Annotated in this window: 25 protein-coding genes; 22 read left to right on the top strand and 3 right to left on the bottom strand. The window is 36.1% G+C overall.

The features are described 5' to 3' along the window. The coding region (locus tag VIO64_RS12590) for an S-layer homology domain-containing protein (RefSeq protein WP_331918692.1) at positions 1 to 1,910 on the top strand (1,910 nt) is incomplete at its 5' end. 239 nt (positions 1,911 to 2,149) lie between these two features. Continuing rightward, complete coding sequence (locus tag VIO64_RS12585; RefSeq protein WP_331918690.1) at positions 2,150 to 3,157, top strand: sodium:calcium antiporter; 1,008 nt, start codon at positions 2,150 to 2,152, stop codon at positions 3,155 to 3,157. A 124-nt stretch (positions 3,158 to 3,281) separates the two neighbouring features. Here VIO64_RS12585 and VIO64_RS12580 read toward each other — a convergent pair whose 3' ends face one another. Together VIO64_RS12580 and VIO64_RS12575 are read right to left on the bottom strand one after the other, a co-directional pair. Next, positions 3,282 to 3,671: a DUF4363 family protein gene (locus VIO64_RS12580; RefSeq protein ID WP_331918688.1), complete on the bottom strand. Its 390-nt coding sequence runs from the start codon at positions 3,669 to 3,671 to the stop codon at positions 3,282 to 3,284. A 14-nt stretch (positions 3,672 to 3,685) separates the two neighbouring features. Then, complete coding sequence (locus tag VIO64_RS12575) at positions 3,686 to 4,363, bottom strand: DUF421 domain-containing protein (RefSeq protein WP_331918686.1); 678 nt, start codon at positions 4,361 to 4,363, stop codon at positions 3,686 to 3,688. 272 nt (positions 4,364 to 4,635) lie between these two features. Between VIO64_RS12575 and VIO64_RS12570 the strand changes: the two genes are divergently transcribed. Both VIO64_RS12570 and VIO64_RS12565 read left to right on the top strand, forming a co-directional pair. Further along, on the top strand, positions 4,636 to 4,833 hold the full coding sequence (locus VIO64_RS12570; protein ID WP_331918684.1) for a hypothetical protein: 198 nt from the start codon (positions 4,636 to 4,638) through the stop codon (positions 4,831 to 4,833). Between the two features lie 12 nt (positions 4,834 to 4,845). After that, positions 4,846 to 5,106, top strand: coding sequence for a spore coat protein (locus VIO64_RS12565; RefSeq protein WP_331918682.1), 261 nt, complete (start codon positions 4,846 to 4,848; stop codon positions 5,104 to 5,106). A gap of 382 nt (positions 5,107 to 5,488) precedes the next feature. Here the strand turns inward: VIO64_RS12565 and VIO64_RS12560 are convergent, their stop codons facing one another. After that, entirely contained in the window at positions 5,489 to 5,701 is a 213-nt protein-coding gene (locus tag VIO64_RS12560) for an alpha/beta-type small acid-soluble spore protein (protein WP_036946950.1), read from the bottom strand. Positions 5,702 to 6,010: 309 nt separating this feature from the next. Here VIO64_RS12560 and VIO64_RS12555 point away from each other — a divergent pair, with 309 nt between their 5' ends. From VIO64_RS12555 to recN, 18 genes are all read left to right on the top strand, one after another. After that, positions 6,011 to 7,231, top strand: a complete 1,221-nt coding sequence (locus VIO64_RS12555) for a D-alanyl-D-alanine carboxypeptidase family protein (RefSeq protein WP_331918677.1) — start codon at positions 6,011 to 6,013, stop codon at positions 7,229 to 7,231. A 138-nt stretch (positions 7,232 to 7,369) separates the two neighbouring features. After that, positions 7,370 to 8,599 carry a stage III sporulation protein AE gene (gene spoIIIAE, locus VIO64_RS12550; protein ID WP_331918675.1) on the top strand — a complete coding sequence of 410 codons (1,230 nt, stop codon included), beginning with the start codon at positions 7,370 to 7,372 and terminating at the stop codon, positions 8,597 to 8,599. 15 nt (positions 8,600 to 8,614) lie between these two features. Next, positions 8,615 to 9,343 carry a stage III sporulation protein AF gene (gene spoIIIAF, locus VIO64_RS12545; RefSeq protein WP_331918673.1) on the top strand — a complete coding sequence of 243 codons (729 nt, stop codon included), beginning with the start codon at positions 8,615 to 8,617 and terminating at the stop codon, positions 9,341 to 9,343. A gap of 28 nt (positions 9,344 to 9,371) precedes the next feature. After that, entirely contained in the window at positions 9,372 to 9,986 is a 615-nt protein-coding gene (locus tag VIO64_RS12540) for a stage III sporulation protein AG (protein WP_331918671.1), read from the top strand. Positions 9,987 to 10,114: 128 nt separating this feature from the next. Then, on the top strand, positions 10,115 to 10,795 hold the full coding sequence (locus VIO64_RS12535; protein WP_331918669.1) for a SpoIIIAH-like family protein: 681 nt from the start codon (positions 10,115 to 10,117) through the stop codon (positions 10,793 to 10,795). 103 nt (positions 10,796 to 10,898) lie between these two features. Beyond that, the gene (locus VIO64_RS12530) at positions 10,899 to 11,294 is read left to right on the top strand and encodes an Asp23/Gls24 family envelope stress response protein (RefSeq protein ID WP_331918667.1); all 396 of its coding nucleotides are present in this window, start codon (positions 10,899 to 10,901) and stop codon (positions 11,292 to 11,294) included. Positions 11,295 to 11,411: 117 nt separating this feature from the next. Further along, positions 11,412 to 11,966 (top strand): alkaline shock response membrane anchor protein AmaP, encoded by a 555-nt coding sequence (gene amaP, locus VIO64_RS12525; protein WP_331918665.1) that lies wholly within the window; start codon positions 11,412 to 11,414, stop codon positions 11,964 to 11,966. Between the two features lie 17 nt (positions 11,967 to 11,983). Beyond that, positions 11,984 to 12,214 carry a DUF2273 domain-containing protein gene (locus VIO64_RS12520; protein WP_331918663.1) on the top strand — a complete coding sequence of 77 codons (231 nt, stop codon included), beginning with the start codon at positions 11,984 to 11,986 and terminating at the stop codon, positions 12,212 to 12,214. A gap of 97 nt (positions 12,215 to 12,311) precedes the next feature. After that, entirely contained in the window at positions 12,312 to 12,737 is a 426-nt protein-coding gene (nusB, locus tag VIO64_RS12515) for a transcription antitermination factor NusB (protein ID WP_331918661.1), read from the top strand. A 71-nt stretch (positions 12,738 to 12,808) separates the two neighbouring features. Beyond that, on the top strand, positions 12,809 to 13,999 hold the full coding sequence (gene xseA / locus VIO64_RS12510) for an exodeoxyribonuclease VII large subunit (protein ID WP_331918659.1): 1,191 nt from the start codon (positions 12,809 to 12,811) through the stop codon (positions 13,997 to 13,999). A 65-nt stretch (positions 14,000 to 14,064) separates the two neighbouring features. Then, positions 14,065 to 14,289 carry an exodeoxyribonuclease VII small subunit gene (gene xseB / locus VIO64_RS12505; RefSeq protein WP_331918657.1) on the top strand — a complete coding sequence of 75 codons (225 nt, stop codon included), beginning with the start codon at positions 14,065 to 14,067 and terminating at the stop codon, positions 14,287 to 14,289. 19 nt (positions 14,290 to 14,308) lie between these two features. Next, positions 14,309 to 15,199 (top strand): farnesyl diphosphate synthase, encoded by an 891-nt coding sequence (locus VIO64_RS12500; protein WP_331918655.1) that lies wholly within the window; start codon positions 14,309 to 14,311, stop codon positions 15,197 to 15,199. 132 nt (positions 15,200 to 15,331) lie between these two features. After that, positions 15,332 to 17,200: a 1-deoxy-D-xylulose-5-phosphate synthase gene (gene dxs / locus VIO64_RS12495; RefSeq protein ID WP_331918653.1), complete on the top strand. Its 1,869-nt coding sequence runs from the start codon at positions 15,332 to 15,334 to the stop codon at positions 17,198 to 17,200. Between the two features lie 45 nt (positions 17,201 to 17,245). Beyond that, on the top strand, positions 17,246 to 17,914 hold the full coding sequence (locus tag VIO64_RS12490; RefSeq protein ID WP_331918651.1) for a PilZ domain-containing protein: 669 nt from the start codon (positions 17,246 to 17,248) through the stop codon (positions 17,912 to 17,914). Positions 17,915 to 17,933: 19 nt separating this feature from the next. Further along, positions 17,934 to 18,734, top strand: coding sequence for a TlyA family RNA methyltransferase (locus VIO64_RS12485; RefSeq protein ID WP_331918649.1), 801 nt, complete (start codon positions 17,934 to 17,936; stop codon positions 18,732 to 18,734). 162 nt (positions 18,735 to 18,896) lie between these two features. Further along, entirely contained in the window at positions 18,897 to 19,778 is an 882-nt protein-coding gene (locus VIO64_RS12480) for an NAD(+)/NADH kinase (RefSeq protein ID WP_331918647.1), read from the top strand. Continuing rightward, positions 19,765 to 20,223: an arginine repressor gene (locus tag VIO64_RS12475; RefSeq protein ID WP_331918645.1), complete on the top strand. Its 459-nt coding sequence runs from the start codon at positions 19,765 to 19,767 to the stop codon at positions 20,221 to 20,223. Before VIO64_RS12480 ends, VIO64_RS12475 begins: the two co-directional genes overlap by 14 nt. A 22-nt stretch (positions 20,224 to 20,245) precedes the next feature. Beyond that, positions 20,246 to 21,973, top strand: a complete 1,728-nt coding sequence (gene recN, locus VIO64_RS12470) for a DNA repair protein RecN (RefSeq protein WP_331918643.1) — start codon at positions 20,246 to 20,248, stop codon at positions 21,971 to 21,973. The last annotated feature ends 94 nt before the right edge of the window (positions 21,974 to 22,067 follow it).

Here is a 22,067-nt window from a genome sequence, read left to right as displayed (position 1 = left end):
GAATAAACAACTGCAACTTTATAGTTGGATATGATGCCAATGTATTGGAATATAAGAGTGTAGCAGCAGGAGATATAGTACCACTTGCAGTAGCTAACTTTGTAAGCAATAAATCATCAGAAGGCAAGATAAACTTCCTGTTTAATGATGCAACACAAAAAGATATGCAAATAGTAAACAGCGGAGTGTTTGCAAGTATAACATTTAAAGTAAAGAGTACTGCAGCAAATGGTATATACAGTGTAAGCAAGGATTCAGTAGGATCATTCTCAGGATTGATAGATGGAATAATGACACCCATTGGAGCGAGTTTTACAGATGGTAGTGTGACAATAGAAACTGTGCCATCTTCAACAGTAACATCAACACCTGCAACAACACCAGCTACAGCTACAGTAACCCCAACTGCAACATCGGCAACACCAACAACAGCGACTGTAACTCCAACTGCAACACCGGAAACAACACCAACAACAGCGACAGTAACTCCAACTGCAACACCGGAAGCAACACCAACAACAGCCACAGTAACTTCAACTGCAACACCGGAAACAACACCAACAACAGCCACAGTAACTTCAACTGCAACACCGGAAACAACACCAACAACAGCGACTGTAACTCCAACTGCAACACCGGAAACAACACCAACAACAGCAACAGTAACTCCAACATCAACATCGGTAACAACACCAACAACAGCAACACCGTCCGCGACACAAGCACCTGTAACTCAGCAACCACCTGTATCACAAATACCAGGGGGGAATCCAAGTGTTGCTGCAAGTGCAACACCGACTACAACAACACCGACACAGACATCACTGGCTACTCCTACACCTACTGCGACTCCTATTATTGTTGTGGAGCCAACTACAGTAAAACCTGGTTACAATAAGGATGCAGACATAGCTGTATTTATAAGTTCAGACAAGAGTAGATACGAAGAGTCAAGTGAAATAACTTACTCAATTGAATACAAGAACATAGGTAAAGTTGATGTTACAAATGTTAAGTTAACAGCACAGATACCTAAGTTTACCGAAGTTCTTGATACAGCAAAGGGCACAGTTAACGGAAGCCAGATTGAATGGAATATAGGCAACCTTGCTGTTGGTGAATCATACATAAAAGAATATAAGGTTAAAGTTAATTTGTTGACAAAAGCTGAGGAGTATACAGATAATACAGCTGTGATTAGCAGCAATCAAACTATTAACATACCTGAAAACAATACTTCTGGAAATGATGACAAATCAACAATCAGAGTAATGTTATATTCTAACAGGTTTGCCCCAGGCAGCCACAGTGCTTACATTTTAGGTTATAAGGATAAAACGTTCAAGCCTAAACAAAATGTAACAAGAGCTGAAGTAGCTGCAATGTTTGCTCGTATTATGGGCCTTGATGTAAAGAGTGGTGTAAAGAGCAGCTATGTGGATGTTTCTAGCAAGCACTGGGCAGTAGGTTATATCGAAGCAGTGACAAAGAGCGGTATATTTAAGGGTTATATGGATTCAACATTCCATCCTAATGCACCTATAACAAGAGCAGAGTTGGCGACAGTAATATTCAATTATCTGCATCTTAAGAATATTGCTCCATCAAAGTTACATTTCACTGATCTGAAAAAGCACTGGGCGGTAAACTATATTGAAGAAATTTACAGGTTTAAGTTGATTCAGGGCTACAGTGATGGAACATTTAGACCAAACAACAACATAATACGTGCAGAAGTTGTTACAATGATCAATAGAACGCTTTATAGGGGACCTCTTAAAGTAACAAAAGCTTCATTCCCGGACGTAGCATCAAACTATTGGGCTTTTGGAGATATCGAGGAAGCTTCTAGAGACCATAAATACATTAGAGATGAAAAAGATGGAAGTGAATTACTGCTTGAAAAATAAGATTTACAATTAATTGATGGGCATTTTTAATTAAGTTCACCGCATAAATCGCAGGGAGAGTTGTAATACTGCTTAGGACAGCAGAATTCAACCTCCCTTTTTGCATGCATGGGTAATAATTGAGATGCTGAAATAGTAATATTTGCATTTTTTTAGAATATATTAAAAGTGATTTATTATCTTACATCTTGAATATTTGTTGAGATATAACAGGTATAACAAAAAAGGATGGCAGTTAAATGCAAATATATATAATGTTATTAGTTTTAGGGCTTGTAATAATTCTTTTGAGCTGTGAGCTATTTACTAACGCAATTGAATGGTTTGGAAAGAAGCTTAAAATGGGAGATGGAGTCATTGGGAGCATTTTTTCGGCAGTGGGTACTTGCCTGCCTGAAACATTGATACCTATAATAGCAATAATAAAATCGACGGGTGAAGGGGAAGCTGGTTCTAGTGATGTAGGGATAGGTGCAATACTAGGTGCACCGTTTATGCTAAGTACACTGGCATTCTTTATCACTGGATTAAGTGTCATAATATTTAGTAAAAAACGAAAAAGCGAAACTAACATTAAGATAAACAAAAAGATTTTAAGCAGAGATATATCATTCTTTTTGATAATGTACCTAATTGCAATAGTAATGTCTATTACGGATAATTTTAGAACCAAAACTATTGTTTCTGCCGTGTTAATTTTAATGTATGTATACTATATTATTCTAACTGTAAAATCTGATAAAACATCAGTTGACAGGCTTGAAAAACTATATTTACTGAAGTTTTTTGATGTTAAAGTAAGTTTGACTGCTATTTTGTTTCAACTTGTAATAGCTTTAACAGGAATTATTGCCGGTTCATACATTTTTGTATCTAATATAGAAGGAATAGCTGAATTTTTGAATGTTTCCCCTATGATCCTCGCTTTAATAATCACTCCTATTGCTACTGAACTGCCTGAGAAATTTAACAGTATTATATGGATACGGAAAGGGAAAGATTCTCTTGCACTTGGGAATATCAGCGGTGCCATGGTGTTTCAAAGCTGCATACCTGTTGCTATTGGTATTATGTTTACTTCGTGGAAGCTTAATCATACTGCATTAGTAAGTTGTTTGCTATCTCTAGTGGCAGCATCTATTGTATTATTATGGATAAAGCTAAAAAAAGTGTTGACACCTACACCTTTTATATTGTGCGGAATAGAATATATCATATTTATTTTGTATCTTTTAACAAAAAATTAAACAGGAACAGAGTAAACTAAAATATAACATATAGTTTAACAAAGAAAATCTATAAATACAAATGATCTGAATATAAAAACTGACCTTTTATTGACAAGGTCAGTTTAACAATCAGTTTATCAATTTAAAAGATATTATTAAAGTTAAAAGATTCCTTTTGCGGAATGTGGTTTACATACTGCTTTAAGTTTGCAAGCTCTCCTAGAGATAAGACACTATTTTTTGCTTTGATATATTCTTTCATACGGGTAAGTGAGTTGTCTATATTATCAATTTCTACATGATCAATTAGTAAAGCCCAAGTTCTTGATGACTTTTCCCACTCTTTTTCCAGGTTGGTAAGTTCATTATTTGCGTTTGTCCAATTATCAGCTCTTGAATTTGCCTCTACGTTTCTTATGTGGGTATCTATTTTGCTGGCTGAATGGCTTAAATAGTATGAACTGGCAATACTGAAAGCCAGCATGGCAGATACTAAAAGGATAGTTCCAACAATTACTTTCGTATAATGCAATTTAATATCCCTCCTTAGTTCTGGGCTTTTTTCTGAAAGTAGACTTTTCCGCTAGAGTCCAAGCTGACAAATAAAGCATCTTTTGTATTGTTGATACCGCAATTATTTAATTCATTCATCAGCCACTTTTCATCGAGCTTAGCCTTTTTAAGATTATTATAGTTAACATCACCGTCAATTACCAAGTCTAGTGGTATGCCTTCATAGTTAGTTTCTATTTTTATGTCTTCAGGGGTAAGGGGCCTCTTTTGAGATTTTGGAATAATGCTAAGCTGGCCATTTGTCTCGAGAATAGCATACTCAACGTCTGAAATATTGCTTGTGCCCTTAATTCTAAGCTGTTCTAGCAGGTCGTTCATTGTGTATAGCTCCTTTCTTAAATTAACTTCATTAATCTTGCCGTTTTCTATAAGAATATTGGGTCTTCCACATATGATACTGCGTGCTTTGATACTTTTTAGGGATATTAGCGATAAGGTAATCTGTGCAACCAGCAAGGTAATAATTGGAATAATACCATTTACTAGAGGGATTCCGGTGTTTTGCATTGGGACGGCTGCCAATTCGGATATCATAATGGCAACTGCCAGTTCAAACGGCTGCAGCTGACCGATTTGACGTTTTCCCATTGCACGCATGACAATAACGACTATTAAAAAGAGTATGAGAGTTCTTATGAAAACTACTAACACAAAATCATCCTTTCAATTCATATTTAAATTAAACCTATAAAGCCCTTAAGGAACAAAATCCCAAAGGAATTTTGCAACCTTGGTTGTTATCGTGAGAAAATGTACTGTAGAATAAATCTATTGCTATTATTTATATTTTTACCTTGATTACCTCGGTTATGTATTAAAAATGATTTTTACATAATCAAATATATAAATGAATATATCAGGAAAAAATGCAAATCATATTTACTGATATGATAAAACTATTAATAATTTAAGGAGGGTAGCATATGTCACTTACTTCAAAAGAGCTTATGTTGGTGCAGGATAACATTGAGATGACACAAAACAGTATTAAAATTATGGAAAGCTGTGCAGAACTCTGTAACGATGCACAAATAAAAACTTTATGCCAGCAAATGGTGAAAGATCACAGAAATGATTTACAAACCCTTATAAAACATATTAACTCAGCCACTATACAGTAAGGAGGATAAGAAATGAGAAGTATATCTGATCAGGAAGTTATGTCCATTTTATTAAATGAACACAAGCTTGCAGCATCTTCTTTGACAAATCTTGTGCTTGAAAGCACAAATCAGTTTTTAAGAAATGATGCAACTGTTATTCTTACAAGTACATTCAATCATCAAAAGCAAATCTTTGATATGATGAACCAAAAAGGATGGTATAAAACTTCACTTGCAAGTCAGCAGGATATAAGTAAGGCTCAGCAGGAAGTAGCAAGAATTAACGTATAAAACTGTACATGAATCAATAAAAGTATAGAAAGATCAGGTAGACAGCAGTAGATGTCTGCCTGATTCTTTTTTTGTATGGGAAATTATTGTATGTTTCCACCATAATTCCTCATGACAGTAACCAAGCTCATTAAATAAATAATTAAAACAAAATAAAACGTTGAAAAAGCCCTCAAATATTTTATCTGAGGGCCCTCTAAATGCTAAACTACGAAGTGAAATTTAGCAATGAAGATTTAACTCTATTCACAGAATTTATTAATTATAAATCTTATGAATTATTATTAGTATTCAATTATGTGCTTTTTAACATTATGGAATAACTATTTTAGAGTTGTAATGTTAAAAAGCACCAGATACTATGCCAGAGTATTAATTACAATTATCTGGAAGTGTCGTTTAATTTTTCAGTAGGATAGCTGTTACCAGTGTATGACTGGAAAACCTTCTTAACTATATTACCGCCAACCTTTCCTGCTTCTCTTGCAGTCAAGTCGCCGTTATATCCCTGCTTTAAGTTTACACCGATTTCTTTAGCTATTTCATACTTCATGTTATCAAACTGAGTTTTGCTGTTGTTATTGTTGTTTGCCATTTCGTATCACCTCCCTTGTATACTCTTATTGTGTCTAAAAAACATTAGATTATAAGTAGTAAGTTTTGGTCGAGATTAAAAACAATTCCTTAACGTATTATGGTAATAATTTGATACAAAAGTTCGATAATTAATAACTTTATATATTAAAAGTGTGAATAATCTTACATTTGGTTTTTAATTATAGTATTATTTTTTGATTATTTTTATAGAGCATACTCTCTAAATAATAATTAAGCAAATTTATTATATTAGGCTGATTCAATTCATATATTTTGATATAAATATTTTAAATTTGAGGTGGATTGAGTGATTGGTCTAAAATGCAAAGCTTGTGTAATGATAATTTTCATAATGATTGTAAATATATGTGCTTATTCCTATTCAGATGATTTGAATGAAGGACAGCCGGTTATAAATGCATTTGTGTCCAAGCAGAAGGACCCTGATGCCACCGTTCCGGTAATTAATGCTCATGCAGCTATTGTAATGGATGCTAACAGCGGACGAATTTTATATTCTAAAAATGCCGATCAAAGGAAATACATTGCCAGCACTACAAAGATAATGACAGCTATAGTGACTTTAGAAAATGGAAATGTTGATGATGTTGTCACAATAAGCAAAAGGGCGGCAAGCATTCAAGGCTCAAGTATCAATTTAAGAGAGGGAGAAAAGCTGAAACTAAAGGAGCTTTTGTACGGATTAATGCTCAACTCGGGTAATGACGCTGCTATAGCAATTGCAGAGCATATTGGTGGAGATGTAGAAACATTTGTAGGCATGATGAATGAAAAAGCAAAGGAACTTAATCTTACAAATACTTCCTTTAAAACGCCCCATGGACTGGATCGTGACGGCCATTATTCCACAGCTAACGAGCTTGCTCAAATGACAAGATATGCACTGCGTAATCCCGAGTTTGCTAAGATATGCAAAACTGTTTCAGCAAGTATTACTGGCAGGAGCTTGTATAATACTAATGAAATGCTGGGCTTTTATCCGGGAGCAGATGGAGTAAAGACAGGATACACTGGTCAGGCAGGAAGGTGCCTTGTATGTTCGGCTACCAGAGATGGTTGGAAGCTGATATCTGTTGTTCTTGGATGTCCAACAAGGACTATCAGGGCTGACAGCAGCAGAAAAATACTGGATTATTCTTTTAAAAATTACAAACAGCAGACAATATTGAAGGCAGATGAAGAGCTTAAAAAAATATCCGTCATTAAAGGAAAAAAGAAGTTTGTTTCATTAACGGTCAATGAGGAAATTAAGTACCCCTTGAAGGATGAGGAGTTAAATAAGCTAAAACGGGTGGAGGATATACCGGATTCACTTGAAGCACCTATTGGTCAAGGAGTAGGGATTGGAAATATAAGCTTTTCTTTAAATGGAAATATTATCGCAAAGGTGCAGGTAAAAACAAAGCATGAAGTACCTCGCAAGGGGTTTTGGGATTATATGATTGATATGATAGCAAGCTGGTTCTCATATATGAATCCTTCTGCAGATAGTCAGCTTGCTATATGAAAAGTGATTAATCTTTCTAAGATACTCTTTAAAATACAAGGGGATAAAATTTATTATTATTGTAATAAAATGGGACATAGCTAAATATTTATATATATATAATATTAAAATTATGGAAGATACCAAAGAGGACTAATTATGAAGAGAACATTATGCGTTTATCCGAAAAAACTTAGGAAATTATTAATTCTGATTTATATCATCATTATTAGCATATCTATGGTGCAATCATTCTTTACATTTAATTCATATGCGGAGAGTGGAGGCACAGAAGAAGACAAACTTATTGAAGAGCAGGCAAAGTCGGAGGAAGCCAACCTTATTGAGGATCAGATGCAAACGCATTCAAACAGCGACATAAGGGAGCTATTTCCGGAATATGATCCTGAAGGATTTATAAGCAATGCGGCAAAAGGCAAATTTGACCTCAATATTAAAAGCCTTTTAAATGCCATACTGCGTTATTTTTTTAAAGAAATATACGTTAATGTTGATATTTTAATAAAGCTAGTTGTACTCATAGTTTTGTGTGCTATTCTTAAAAACCTTCAATCATCATTTTTAAGCGAGAGTGTCGGGGAGTTAGCCTTTTTTATATGCTATATAGTTATTGTTTCGGTATTGATTGTTAGCTTAAATTCGGTATTAACTATGGGAAGAGATATAATAGATGACATGGTTGATTTTATGCAGGCAACAATACCGATTCTTATTACATTGCTTGTCTCAAGCGGAAATATTACATCCGGAGGCATATTTCAGCCCCTTCTTGTTATGATAGTTGAAATTGCTGCAGCAATCATGAAGAATGTCTTTATACCGCTTGTTTTAATTTCTACTATATTATCATTAGTAAACAATGTTTCAGATAAGGTTCAGATTTCAAAGCTGGCCGCATTTTTAAAGCAAACAGGGACTGTTATTTTAGGGTTAATACTCACTGTTTTTATAGCAATTATCAGCATACAGGGATCCGTTGGTGCTGTGGTAGATGGTGTCTCAAGCAAAACGGCCAAGTTTGCAATTGGTGCATTTATACCAGTCGCCGGAAAATACCTTGCAGATGCTGCGGATACTGTCTTAGGCTGTACCCTGCTTATAAAAAACGCTTCAGGTATAGCTGTAATGATAGGAATAATAGCGATATGCCTTGTGCCATTGATAAAAATCTTTGCTTTAATTTCATTATATAAAATAACTGCTGTTTTGGTTGAACCTATAGCAGAGAAAAGAATTGTCAAATGTATCAATGATATTGCAGGATCTCTTACTTTTGTTTTGGGTGTTGTAGCTTGTGTGGCATTTATGTTTTTGATAGCAGTGACTGCAATAATTGCATCGAGCAGTATTTCAACAGCAATAAGATGAGTTTTGGAGGAGTATATGATTGAATTTTTAAGAGGATGGACTATTAATATAGTAACTTTGGTTATATTTATTGTTCTATTGGAGATACTCGTTCCTTCAGGCAAAATGAAGAAGTACATAAATCTCATTTCGGGTTTTCTTATCATGATCACCCTTATAACTCCTTTTTTGAAGTTTATCCAAAAGGAACAAGACTTAAAAGGTCTGGAGTTTTCGGAGACTGTAAACATTAACAAGATAGATATTGATCAAAAGAGTAAATTACTTAGTAAAAATCAATCAAAGCAAATAATTGAGGTGTATAGACAAAAAATTATAACCCAGTTGGAGAGTTATATAAAACAAAATGAAGAGATAGAATCTGTCAAGGCAGATGTGACAGTTGATGAAGACTCGAGCTCGGAAAAATATGGAGAGATTAAAAGAGTATACATGAGTCTCAATTTAAAAAAAAGCCGAGAGGAAAGCAATACTGAAATAAAGATGATACCAAAGGTAGAAAAAATCCAAGTTGGCCCTGGAAGTGGGATTTGGATAAGCAATGCCCATCAGATTAGCAAGAGCAAAACAGAATATGAAAACAATGTGGAAAGCCAGAGTGTAGACAGCAAGAATATTGAAGGCAGTAAAATAGACAATAGGCTTAATGCCCAATTGAAAAAGAAAATAAATGAGCTTTTGGGGGTGGAAGAAGAAAACATTATAATAACATGTGGCAGCGAAGGAACAAAAGCCCAAAGATAATTTACAAAAGGATGAATGGGAGAAGAGTATGATAGGGATTAAAGAATTATTGGAAAAGCTGTTTCAAAATAAAAACAAAAAGAAAATAATAGAAAACTCAGTAATAGTTATTATAATAGGAATAATTGCCATAGTGGCAGGAGGATCACTGTTCAAAAAGAGTGAAACTAAAAAAGAATCGCTAAATGAGACCACTATTAAAACCCAGGCGGCATCTGCAAAGGTAGAGCCATCAGAAAATGACTTTAATGAAAAGAAGCTTGAAGAGCTGCTAATGAAGGTAAAGGGAGCAGGAAAGGTGCATGTGATGGTGACATATGTATCAGGAAAAGAGATCGTACCAGCATATGACAAAAAGAGGAATGAAAGTGACACCCAGGAAAAAGATTCAGGTGGAGGGGTAAGAAGCATAAAGCAAAACGACAATGAAGACAAATTGGCTTATGAAGAAAGCCAGGGTAACAGTAAAAAACCTATAGTTTTAAAGGAATTGCTTCCTGAAGTCAAAGGTGTAGTGGTGATTGCAGATGGTGCCTCAGACCCGGAGGTTAAGGAAAGACTTGTAAGAGCAGTACAGGTTCTTTTGGATGTTCCTGTTCACAGGGTTGAGGTGCTAGAAAGCGGAGCTGGTTATGCTAAGTAATGATTGAAAAAAATAATGATTAAATAATTTTTTATTATAAATTTGTTCGTATATGAATATAAATTAGATGACAAGTATAAATGAGACATGAATATGTTAATTAAAAATATTTAAAAGGGGGATTTAGTATGATGGTATTTAAAAGAAAACAAATTGTTGTACTATCTTTAGTTTTAATGTTGGTGGTTGCAGGATATCTTCAGTACAGTTATAAAAAAGGCAGTACCTCGGTAAATAACGATAATTCAAGACTTGGCGAAGCTGTTTACGTCGATAGCGATTATACTGTTTCAGCTGATGATAAAGAAGCAGATAACAATAAGGATAAAAAAGAAGACAGCAAGGATGTAAAAAACAAAGATGAGAGCAAAGATAAATTAAACGATAAGGATAAAACAAAAGGTAGTGATACATCTGACAGAAAGACAAGTGAAAATTTGGATGCTTCAAAAGAGGCAAATGACTTTTTTGCACAGGCAAAGCTTGATAAGGAAGTGAGCAGGGGCAAAAGTGATGAAACATTAAAAGCTATAGCGCAAGATCCTGCATCATCAAAAGATGTTAGAAATAAAGCTTTAGAGAAAGCAACCAGGATGGCGGAAAATTCCGATAGAGAAATGAGAATTGAAAATCTGATAAAGAAAAATGGAATTAGTGATGCAATAGCTTTCTTTGCAGATGACGGCAGTGTAGACATTGTGGTCAAAGCACCAAACCTTTCATCAGCTCAGACAGCACAGATATATGATGTTGTGTCAAGACAAGCAAACTTGGAAATAGATAAAATAAGAATAAAAAATATATTTTAGGCATTGATCCTCCTAATATTGCTAATACTTATATATAATGATATAATTAACTCCTGACAAAGAGTGTTTAAGTGTTACATTCTCCGGACGGGGAGGGTTTTTAATGGAGGAAATCAATCATGAGCTTTTAAGTGATCTAGGTACAGTCAAGGTCACTGATGAGGTTGTTGCCATAATTGCAGGGATTGCAGCTATGGAAGTACCGGGTGTTGCGGGGATGAGCGGCGGCATTGCGGGAGAAATTGTTGAAATGTTAGGAAGAAAGAGCCTCTCGAAGGGTGTCAAGGTTGAAGTTGGAGAAAAACAGGCAGCAATAGATCTATATATAATTATTGACTACGGCTGCAGGATACCTGATGTGTCATGGGATATACAAGAAAGAGTAAAGAAAACAGTAGAGACAATGACAGGGTTAAATGTAGTTGAAGTTAATATTCATATACAGGGTGTCAATTTTGATACCGAAAATAAAAATGGCACCATAAATGAAACAAAATAACTCAGATGTAATAATAACCCCATTTAGGGTTTATTTTTTTAAAGATTTAAACTATAATGAAATATATATAAAAACTACCATTGTCATAATACCCATAACAAAAGAGGAGGCAAAAGTATGAACAGTACATTAAAACGGGCTATATTAGGTGTGTATTTTGTATTTATTATTATTTTTACAATGGCAATTATGCTATTAATAGTTATGCCTGACTCCTTTGAAAGCATTTCAACATATATATCCTCCAACCTTCTTGGTAATAATATATTCCAGTTTGTTGTGTTTTTCGGAGGGTTGGCCATCCTTGCAATAACCGTTATACTGTTGTTATCAGGCACAAGCGATGATACAGATAAAAGAACTGTTAGCAAGAAAACCGAAATAGGGGAGATTAAGGTTTCATTAAATTCTATCGAAAGTATTGCACTTGCTGCCACAAAAAGGCTTTCCGGTATCAAGGAAGCTAAGGCTCATGTATATAAAGGCGTGGAAGGTGTTACTGTCATAATAAAAGCTATTGTATTGGCTGATGTTAACATACCCATCCTCTCTGAGGATATACAGGTCAAGGTTAAAAAAACCATAGAAGACACATCCGGCATAAGGGTACTTGAGGTAAAGGTGGTAGTTGACAATATATTTGTTGGATATAATAAAAATAGGGTGGAATAACCTTGGAGGCTGACTATATGAATAAGGACACAATATACAGTTTTTATAAATCTCACAAAGGTGAAGTAAATGGGGCAATAATAGGGCTTTTAATTGCAATTTCTGTTCTTATGATTGGGTTGTTAAAGTTTATTTTTATTGTAATTTGTATGGCAGTGGGGTATTATATTGGTAAGGTTATTAGTGTTGACAAAGATTATTTGAGAAAGCTCCTGGACAAGATTTTTCCACCAGGGACTATAAGATGATGATTTGGCTAAACTATTTAACGAATTTAAATAAAAAGCTTATCTACTTAAGGTTAATAATTTGGCATACGTAAAGCTTGTTTGGAGGTAATATTTAATGGGACGTAGAGCAGCCCGCGAAACTGCAATGAAGCTCTTATACCAGTTGGAAATACAGAGGGATGATAAAGAGCAGCAGATACAGTACGTTTTGGAAGAAGAGAAATTAACTGATAATGACAAGGTATATGTTAACCAAGTCCTAGATGGTGTCCATAGTAAGATTCAGGAGATTGACGAGCTTATAGAAAAGCATGCTAAGGGCTGGAAAATTAATAGAATTTCAAAGGTTGACTTATCAATATTAAGGCTAAGTATTTACGAAGTATGCTTTAGGGAAGATATACCCTTTAATGTTTCCATAAATGAAGCTGTAGAATTGGCAAAGAAATACAGCACAGAGGATGCAGGCTCATTTGTTAACGGTATCCTAGGCAAAGTATCCAAGACATTTCCTGTACCCGTAGATGGATCTAATGAATAGTATATTTTAAAGTATATTAACACACATACCATATTCTTAGGTAGTGTGTTAATTTGCAGTATGGAGGTTTTATGCGTCAGATTCTCACGGTTTCTGAGATTAATAGGTATTTAAAAAATATAATAACTAAAGACATATTACTCTCCGGATTTTTGGTCAGGGGGGAGATTTCCAACTATAAGAACCACTATTCAGGGCATATGTATTTCACATTAAAGGATGAAACCAGCCTTATAAAGTGTGTTATGTTCAGAACCTACAACAGTGAATTGAAATTTAATCCCGAAAATGGTATGAGGGTAATCATAGGAGGCTATATTTCGGTTTTTGAAAGAGATGGGCAGTACCAGCTCTATGTTGAGTCCATGCAGCCTGATGGAATCGGAGCCCTTCATCTTGCCTTTGAACAGCTAAAGCAAAAGCTTGAGAGGGAAGGCCTTTTTGATCACATATATAAAAAGCCGCTGCCGCTTTTGCCGAGGGCTGTTGGGGTTGTTACATCATCAACAGGTGCAGTGCTGCGGGATATAATAAACATAATAGGCAGAAGATACCCGAATATTAATATAAAGGTATGCCCTGTTGCGGTCCAGGGGGAAGGTGCGGCAAAACAAATTTCCAGGGCAATTGACAGGTTTAATAAGCTTTGCTGTGTGGATGTTTTAATATTGGCCCGCGGCGGCGGATCTCTAGAGGAATTATGGGCATTTAACGAGGAAATTGTTGCAAGAAGCATATTCAAATCTGAAATACCTGTTGTTTCCGCTATTGGGCACGAAACAGATTATACCATATCGGACTTTGTTGCAGATTTGAGGGCCCCTACACCTTCAGCTGCTGCAGAAATAGTAGTTCCTGAAAAGGTTGCACTGAAAAACGGTTTGAATAATCTGATATACAGGTTGGCAAGCTCATTAAACAAGAATCTTGTTGTTCAAAAAAGCAGGCTTCTGCGTCTTACTGAAAGTGCTGCATTTAAGCAGCCATTTGACAGGGTATATCAGGAAAGAATGAGATTGGATATTCTTCAAAAGAGTCTTATAAGAGCCTTACAAATGAACTTCTCAACATATAAAACCAGATTTGCGGTATTAGCTGGAAAGCTTGATGCATTAAGTCCACTTACAATTATGGCAAGAGGCTACAGCATTGTTAAGGACAAAGAAAGTGGAAAAGTAATACAGTCGGTAAATGATGTTTACAATGGGACAGAATTGGAAATAAACTTAAGAGATGGTACAGTGGGTTGTATTGTAAAATAAGGGATTGATCAAGATTATAGGAAGTTATTTTCTAGTCATTATTGAGGAAGGGGATTAATCGGAGTATGGAAGGTAAGAGCTATGAAGAAGCCATATTAGAGCTGGAGGCAATAGTAAGAATGCTTGAAAGGGGAGAGCTTTCTCTTGAAGAATCCCTTGAAGCTTTTCAGAATGGTATAGAGTTAACCAAACATTGTAATAAAAAGCTGGATGAGATGGAAAAGAAGATAACTATTCTTTTGGAGAATGAAAAGGGCGAAATAACAGAAAAAGACTTTTTGGTTGAATAAATTTTGGAGGAGCAGGACAATGGAGTTTAATAAAAGGTATGAGCTTTATCTTGATTATATAAATGAAGCACTAGAGAAGGTTTTAGTAGTAATGAATACACCGGAAAAAACGTGTTATGAAGCTATGAGGTACAGCTTAATGGCTGGGGGAAAAAGAATTAGGCCAGTACTGTCATTAGCAGTGTGCGATCTCTTCAAAAAAGACTTCAGTGAAGTAATTTCATTTGCCTGTGCCATTGAAATGATTCATACATACTCACTTATTCATGATGATCTTCCTTCCATGGATAACGACGATTACAGAAGGGGAATGCTTACAAACCATAAGGTATATGGCGAAGGTTTGGCAATTCTTGCAGGAGATGCCCTTCTTAATTATGCCTTTGAGGTGATGATAGAAGATATCTTAAAAAGTACTCATAACATGCTTATGAGGGTAAAGGCCATGGGGTTTATTGCAAAATCATCAGGTGTTAAAGGAATGATCGGTGGACAGGTAGTGGATCTCCAGTCTGAAGGTAAAAAGGTTCCGCTGGAAACCCTTTCTTATATGCATAAATGCAAGACCGGTGCCATGATAAAGGCTCCTGTTGTTTCATCTGCAATTATTTGCGGAGCTGACGATTCTCAAATATCAAGCCTTTCAACCTTTGCAGAAAAAATTGGTATGGCTTTCCAGATCAAGGATGATATCCTTGATGTTGAAGGTGATCTGTCTACTTTAGGTAAAAACAGCGGTAGTGATGTTTCCAATGACAAAACTACCTATACTACTGCATATGGTTTGGACGGTGCAAAGAAAATTCTGGAAGATGTAACAAATGAAGCTGTAGGTGCGATTGATTGTTTCGGTACAGAGGCTGAATTCCTCAAGGACATTGCTCTTTACATTGCAAAAAGGATTAATTAAACCTAATAGTTTTCTTAATCATTAATGAGCATAATGCCGATAATTTATTGAGCGATGAATACTTTTGTGCTATAATTTTTACTTAATGGTAATTTATATAGAAAAGATAAACCGAAAGAGAGATGAAGGTTTTTGGGTGGTATTTTAAATGATATATGCTCACCGGATGACATAAAGAAGCTTTCAATAAATGAGCTTGAAGAACTTGCCGCAGAAATCAGGGCGTTTCTAATAGATAATGTGTCAAAAACAGGAGGACATCTGGCTTCAAACCTTGGGGTTGTAGAGTTGACACTAGCTCTCCACAGTGTGTTTAACACTCCTGATGACAAAATAATATGGGACGTAGGTCACCAATCATACGTACATAAGATTATTACGGGCAGAAAGGACAAGTTTGGCACATTAAGACAGTTGGACGGCATATCGGGCTTTCCTAAAGTCGATGAATCCGAACATGACAGCTTTAATACAGGACACAGCAGTACCTCTATTTCAGCAGCTTTAGGCATAGCAAAGGCCAGGGACATCAAGAAGGAGAAGTATTCGGTTATAGCAGTTATCGGTGATGGTGCATTGACCGGAGGGATGGCATTTGAAGCATTAAATGATGCCGGAAGGTCTCCCAATAATCTTATTGTTATACTCAATGACAATGAGATGTCCATATCAAAGAATGTAGGAGGACTTTCAAAGTATTTAAGTAAAATTAGAACAGAACCCTTTTATTTTAAGGTAAAAGAGGATTTGGATATCATATTAAGCAAAATCCCTGCTATAGGCAAAAGTGCTGCCAAGGCTTTAGGCCGGGTTAAGGGATCTGTAAAATACATGATTATGCCGGGCATATTCTTTGAGGAGCTAGGCTTTAAGTATTTTGGCCCTATAGATGGCCATGACCTTGCGGAGCTTAATAAGGTACTGTCACGGGCTAAAACTATGAAAGGTCCTATTTTGCTCCATGTGTGCACCCAGAAAGGAAAGGGTTATACCTTTGCAGAAGAAAGTCCGCATCTTTATCATGGAATATCACCATTTGAAATTGAAACAGGAGAAGTGCTTTCAACCGGAGGTCCTTCATATTCTAATATATTCGGAAATGAGCTTATAAACCTTGCTCAAAATGATGAGAAGATTGTCGCCATAACTGCAGCCATGCCTAACGGTACCGGACTTGAACAGTTCTCTAAGAAATTCAATGACAGGTTCTTTGATGTGGGAATAGCTGAGCAGCATGCGGTTACTTTTGCAGCAGGTCTGGCAAGGAACGGCCTCAAACCTGTTTTTGCGGTGTATTCTTCTTTTTTACAGCGTTCATATGATCAGTTGCTTCATGATGTTGCCCTGCAGAATCTTCATGTTGTTTTTGGAGTAGACAGGGCAGGAATTGTAGGCGACGACGGAGAAACTCACCAGGGATTGTATGATCTGTCATTTTTAAGCCATATCCCCAATTTTACGGTGATGGCACCATGTGATTATGAAGAAATGAGAAAAATGCTTAAGTTTGCATTTTGTGAGCATAATGGCCCTGTTGCCATAAGGTATCCAAGGGGTAAAGGACAGGAGTGTCTCTTGGAGGGTGATGAAGTCAAGCTAGGCCAAGGCCTTCTCTGTAAGGAAGGAAATGATCTGACCTTCCTATCCATAGGGACAATGTTTGAAACAGCACTAAAAGTTACAGAGGAGCTTACAAAGCTTGGAGTTTCTGTTGAGCTTATTAATGCCAGGTTTGTGAAGCCTTTGGATGTTAAGCTTATTGTCAATTCAGTCATGAAAACAAAAAGAATGATTACATTAGAAGACAACACAATAACCGGAGGGTTTGGCAGCAGCGTCCTGGAGATGATAAATCAAAGAGGAATCAATGTCAAATCAAGGCTCTTTGGTTTTCCGGATCAACCTATCATCCATGGCTCTAAAAACGAGCTTTTTAAAAAATACAAACTTGATGCAGACTCCTTGGTTGGAGAAGTTCTTAAAATGTTTAAAAAGAAGTAAATTCACCACAATATAAGGATAACAGTATAAAAAGGAGGAGCTATCTTGGATGTATCACAGGTAATGGCTTTATTACGACCAGGACTTTTTGTAAGGGTGCAGACAAGCCAGAACAATTCCTGGTCTATGAATACATTTTTAAGAGTGAATAGGGATTCTCTTATCATGCCCGTTACTCAAGATTTGCTGGCTTCCTCGGTTTTGATAAATGATTTTGTAAAATGCAAATTTAATATGGGTAAGAGTATAATAACCCTGACTTGCATGGTGGAAGATATATCCTTAGCTCTTCCTCAAACAATAAAATTAAAGGCAATAAAGATAGATGTGTTTCAGGATATGAGAGAATCGGCCAGATACGATGCAAGTTATTTTTGCAAGATTATAGGAATTGATGAGAATTTTGAATATATCGGAATAATAAATGATTTAAGCGAGTCCGGGACTGCTATAATATGCAAGGATCAAATAAATATGAATGCCAACATAAGACTTGTGTTTACAGCTTTTGGTTCCATGAATTTCAGTGGTTTCGCACAAATAGCAAGAAATAAAAAAACTTTGGACTACAAAATAGAATATGGGCTAAAGTTTTTTAACCTTACTGAGGATGAAAAACAGCAGATTCTTGTAATAATAAAGCAAGAAAAAATAAAGATGGAGAGCAACTTTGCAAGGTTTTGCTCAAATTATGGGTTGAGTGCCATCTACTAGGATGTTTGGAGGAAGTAGTTTGGAAAAGGAAAGACTTGATATACTATTAGTTAAAAAAGGATTCTTTGAAAGTAGAGAAAAAGCACGAAGCACTATTATGGCAGGTCTTGTTTTTGTAAATAAAAATAAGGAAGATAAGCCAGGCTCAAAATTTGATATAGAGTCACAAATTGAAATAAAAAATAATGCTGTGCCTTATGTAAGCAGGGGAGGCCTTAAGCTTGAGAAAGCATTGAAATTTTTCAATGTCAGCCTTGTCGGTGCCAAAGCTATTGATATCGGTGCTTCTACCGGTGGATTTACAGACTGTATGCTAAAGAATGGAGCAATTGAAGTTACTGCTGTTGATGTAGGTTATGGGCAGCTTGCCTGGGAGCTTAGAAATGACAAAAGAGTAATAAATATGGAAAGAACCAATATCAGATATGTCAAACCTGAAGAAATGGGAGATCTCAAGAATTTTGCCTCAATTGACGTTTCCTTTATATCCCTCAAAAAAGTTTTGCCTGTGGTTAAAACACTTCTTAATCCTAATGGTGAAGTGGTGTGCCTTATAAAGCCCCAGTTCGAGGCAGGAAGAGAAAAGGTGGGGAAGAAGGGCGTGGTAAGAGACCCAAAGGTCCATGAAGAAGTTATAAAAAGTATTGCAGAGTTTTCTTCAAGTCTGGGATTTTCCATAAAAGGCTTGTCATACTCGCCCATAAAAGGCCCTGAAGGTAATATTGAATACCTCCTGTACCTGTCAAATTTGGATGGGAGTGATATTTCTTTAGATGAGGATATTTCCAAAATTGTTGCTATGGCCCATACCGATCTGTGAGTTTAACAAAATCATAAAATGATTTTGTTAAACTTTTCACCAAAAATTATTTTCACAATTGCATTTAGTGTGTTATTATAAAATAAAACTACATTAAAAGTGATTGATCAAAACATTTGTCTATTGATTGGTGACGCTTTTAATATACATTAAGGGGAAATAATGAAAGCAATCGGTATAATAACAAATTCCGATAAAGATATGAATTTTAGATTTACAAAGCTGGTAGCTGATAAGATAATAGAGCTGGGTGGAAGAGTTTTGATGCCTCATGCGTCTGCAGTTCATATGGAACACAATATAGAAGCACTTGATGAACGGGAAATTTACTTAAAGGCTGAAGGGGTTTTATGCTTAGGCGGAGACGGGACATATTTAAAGGTGGCCAGAAATGCGTATTCTGCCAATGTTCCCATATTGGGGATAAATTTAGGTACCCTTGGTTTTCTGACTGAAATTGAAAAGTCGGATATAAATACGGCAATTGAAAGTATTTTAAATGACAGGTATACTATTGAAGAGCGAATGATGCTTGAGACTGTTATTTACAGCAAGTCAGGAGTAATAGCAAAGGACATAGCATTAAATGATGTAGTGATATCCAGAGGAGAATTGTCAAGGATACTTCATCTCAAAACTTATATCAATAACGTATATGCCGAGTCCTACCCTGGAGACGGCATTATAGTATCAAGTCCTACGGGGTCAACTGCATATTCATTATCTGCGGGAGGTCCCATTGTGGAACCTGACCTGGAGATAATAGTTATTACACCTATTTGTCCTCATATATTGTATTCAAGGTCTTTCATCACTACAGCCGAGAGAGTGGTTAGGGTAGTGGTGGATGAAAGCTATGAGCATAGTGCAATGGTTACTGTTGACGGACAGAATGGATACGAGGTAAAGGGTGGATATTCCATAGAGGTTAAAAAGGCTCCCTGTTCGGTGAAAATGATAAAGGTTGCAAATAAGAATTTTTTTAAAATATTAAGGTCGAAATTTTACATGAGGGGAGAAACATTCAAGGATGAAATACAGTAGACATTCAAAAATTCTTGAATTGATAGAAAAGGAAAAAATTGAAACTCAGGAGGAAATTGCTGAGAAGCTTAAAGAGCTGGGCTTTGATGTGACACAGGCTACAGTTTCAAGGGATATAAAAGAGCTCCGCCTCATTAAGGTTATGATGGAAGACGGAAGGTATAAATATGCCCCGTTTACACCAGCGGAGAGTGTTATTTCAAACAGGCTTCTTACCATATTCGCAGAGTCATATGTTTCAAGTGACTATGCAAACAATATCGTGGTAGTTAAGACTCTTCCAGGTATGGCACAAGCCTGTGCTTCGGCAATAGACTCAATGAAGTGGACTGAAGTGCTTGGAACCATAGCTGGTGATGATACAATAATGATAATTTGCAGAGCTGAAAAAATAGCGGAAGAAATGGTCAATAGATTTAACAAGTTGGCTAATAAAAATATATAGAACCATTACTGGAGGTGGCGGCTTGCTTCAACAGCTTGAAATACAGAATATTGCCTTAATTGAGAAGATTTGTATCGAGGTTGGTAAAGGCTTAAATGTATTAACCGGTGAAACTGGGGCAGGTAAATCTATAATAATCGATTCAATAAACGCAATTCTTGGAGAGAGGCTTTCAAAGGAACTTATAAGGACCGGAAAGGATAAAGCCTCTGTTGAAGCAGTTTTTCAGATTGAAAATAAGAATATAGAGGCCTTTCTAGAAGAAATAGGGGTTGAGCCTGAGGAGGACGGAACTTTGATTATTTCAAGGGAGTTTACCTTATCAGGAAAAAACAGCTGCAGAATAAATGGGAAAATGGTTACTGTTTCTATGCTTAAAGAGCTTGGAAGCAGGCTTGTTGATGTTCACGGGCAGCATGACAATCAGTCCCTTCTCCGCACCGAAAGCCATATAGAGCTGTTGGATTCTTTCGGGTCAAATCAAATAGATGATCTTAAGGACAAGTATACAAACCTTCTTGTTGAGTATAAAAATATAAAAAGCAAAGTTAGGGCCCTTGCAGGTGACAAAAATGACAGGGAGAAGAAAATTGACTTTTTAAGCTTTCAGATAGATGAAATAAAAAAGGCAAAGCTTAAGATAGGCGAGGACGAAGAGCTCAACAGGCAGAGAAATGTTCTTTCCAATGCAGAAAGGATTATTGAAGCATTATCCGGAGTATATGAAAATATTTTTTCGGGAAATAATATAAAAAGCTCTGTTTACGACAGCTTGAGCGATGCAATATCGCAGCTCAGCTCAATTTCAAAGCTGGATGAGAAATACGGAAAGCTGGCAGTAAAACTTGAGGAGATATCCTATCAGTTGGACGATGTAGTTGAACAGATAAGAAAGGAAAGGGACAATACCGAGTATAGCCCTGACTTATTGGAGCAGGTTGAGGAAAGGATTGACCTCATAGTAAGGCTAAAGAAAAAATACGGAGCAACGATAGAAGATGTTTTGGAATACCTTAAAAAGGCTGAATCTGAGTACGATGAAATAATTAAAAGCGACGAGATAGTAAATGAACTTAATAAAAAGCTTGTAAATATAGCAGTTGAGCTTTACGATACAGCTGCAATGCTCAATGATGAAAGAAACAAGGCAGCCCGGATATTAGAAGAGCAGATTGGAAAAGAGCTTGAAGATCTGGAAATGAAAAAAGCACAATTCAAAGTTAATATTGACTTCAATTCTGAAAAAGACGAAAACGATGAGTATAAATTTTGGGGTAATGGACTTAATAAAGTAGAGTTTCTGATTTCCCCCAATGCGGGGGAACCGCTAAAGCCCCTTTCCAAAATAGTATCAGGAGGCGAAATGTCCAGAATAATGCTGGCCATAAAGACCATACTGGCAAATGTTGATGACATTCCAACCCTGATATTTGATGAGATAGATATAGGTATAAGCGGAAAGGCTGCACAAAAGGTTGCTGAAAAGCTTTCCATAATATCGGGAAGCCATCAGGTCTTATGCGTAACTCATCTTGCACAGATAGCGTGCATGGCAGATGGGCATTTTCAGATAGAGAAGCAATCGATTGACAATCTGACAAAGACCAGTGTGCGAAGGATTAGTGACAAAGAAATAAAAAATGAAATAGCAAGAATATTAGGAGGGTCTAATATTTCAGATATTACATTGAAGCATGCTGAGGAAATACTGGGGAATGCCAAAAAGTTTAAAATTAATTCCAGAAGTTGATGGGAAATAATAAAAATAGAAATTCAATTTATTAATTATTACGAAGCAGTCGGGCTTTACAGCGTGACTGTTTTTTTATTACCTTCAATGCATT

The organism is Pseudobacteroides sp. (assembly GCF_036567765.1).
Taxonomy (GTDB): Bacteria; Bacillota; Clostridia; order Acetivibrionales; family DSM-2933; genus Pseudobacteroides.
Note: the sequence above shows the minus strand (reverse complement) of the source record. Positions and strands in the feature narration are given on the sequence as shown.

Bases quoted from the DNA above. Each gene is read 5' to 3' on its own strand.
- VIO64_RS12570 (WP_331918684.1), top strand. From the start codon at position 4,636: ATGTCACTTACTTCAAAAGAGCTTATGTTGGTGCAGGATAACATTGAG.
- VIO64_RS12585 (WP_331918690.1), top strand. From the start codon at position 2,150: ATGCAAATATATATAATGTTATTAGTTTTAGGGCTTGTAATAATTCTT.
- VIO64_RS12530 (WP_331918667.1), top strand. From the start codon at position 10,899: ATGGAGGAAATCAATCATGAGCTTTTAAGTGATCTAGGTACAGTCAAG.
- VIO64_RS12565 (WP_331918682.1), top strand. From the start codon at position 4,846: ATGAGAAGTATATCTGATCAGGAAGTTATGTCCATTTTATTAAATGAA.
- VIO64_RS12540 (WP_331918671.1), top strand. From the start codon at position 9,372: ATGATAGGGATTAAAGAATTATTGGAAAAGCTGTTTCAAAATAAAAAC.
- VIO64_RS12475 (WP_331918645.1), top strand. From the start codon at position 19,765: ATGAAATACAGTAGACATTCAAAAATTCTTGAATTGATAGAAAAGGAA.
- amaP (WP_331918665.1), top strand. From the start codon at position 11,412: ATGAACAGTACATTAAAACGGGCTATATTAGGTGTGTATTTTGTATTT.
- xseB (WP_331918657.1), top strand. From the start codon at position 14,065: ATGGAAGGTAAGAGCTATGAAGAAGCCATATTAGAGCTGGAGGCAATA.
- VIO64_RS12560 (WP_036946950.1), bottom strand. From the start codon at position 5,701: ATGGCAAACAACAATAACAACAGCAAAACTCAGTTTGATAACATGAAG.
- VIO64_RS12480 (WP_331918647.1), top strand. From the start codon at position 18,897: ATGAAAGCAATCGGTATAATAACAAATTCCGATAAAGATATGAATTTT.
- spoIIIAE (WP_331918675.1), top strand. From the start codon at position 7,370: ATGAAGAGAACATTATGCGTTTATCCGAAAAAACTTAGGAAATTATTA.
- VIO64_RS12520 (WP_331918663.1), top strand. From the start codon at position 11,984: ATGAATAAGGACACAATATACAGTTTTTATAAATCTCACAAAGGTGAA.
- VIO64_RS12500 (WP_331918655.1), top strand. From the start codon at position 14,309: ATGGAGTTTAATAAAAGGTATGAGCTTTATCTTGATTATATAAATGAA.
- spoIIIAF (WP_331918673.1), top strand. From the start codon at position 8,615: ATGATTGAATTTTTAAGAGGATGGACTATTAATATAGTAACTTTGGTT.
- VIO64_RS12535 (WP_331918669.1), top strand. From the start codon at position 10,115: ATGATGGTATTTAAAAGAAAACAAATTGTTGTACTATCTTTAGTTTTA.
- xseA (WP_331918659.1), top strand. From the start codon at position 12,809: ATGCGTCAGATTCTCACGGTTTCTGAGATTAATAGGTATTTAAAAAAT.
- nusB (WP_331918661.1), top strand. From the start codon at position 12,312: ATGGGACGTAGAGCAGCCCGCGAAACTGCAATGAAGCTCTTATACCAG.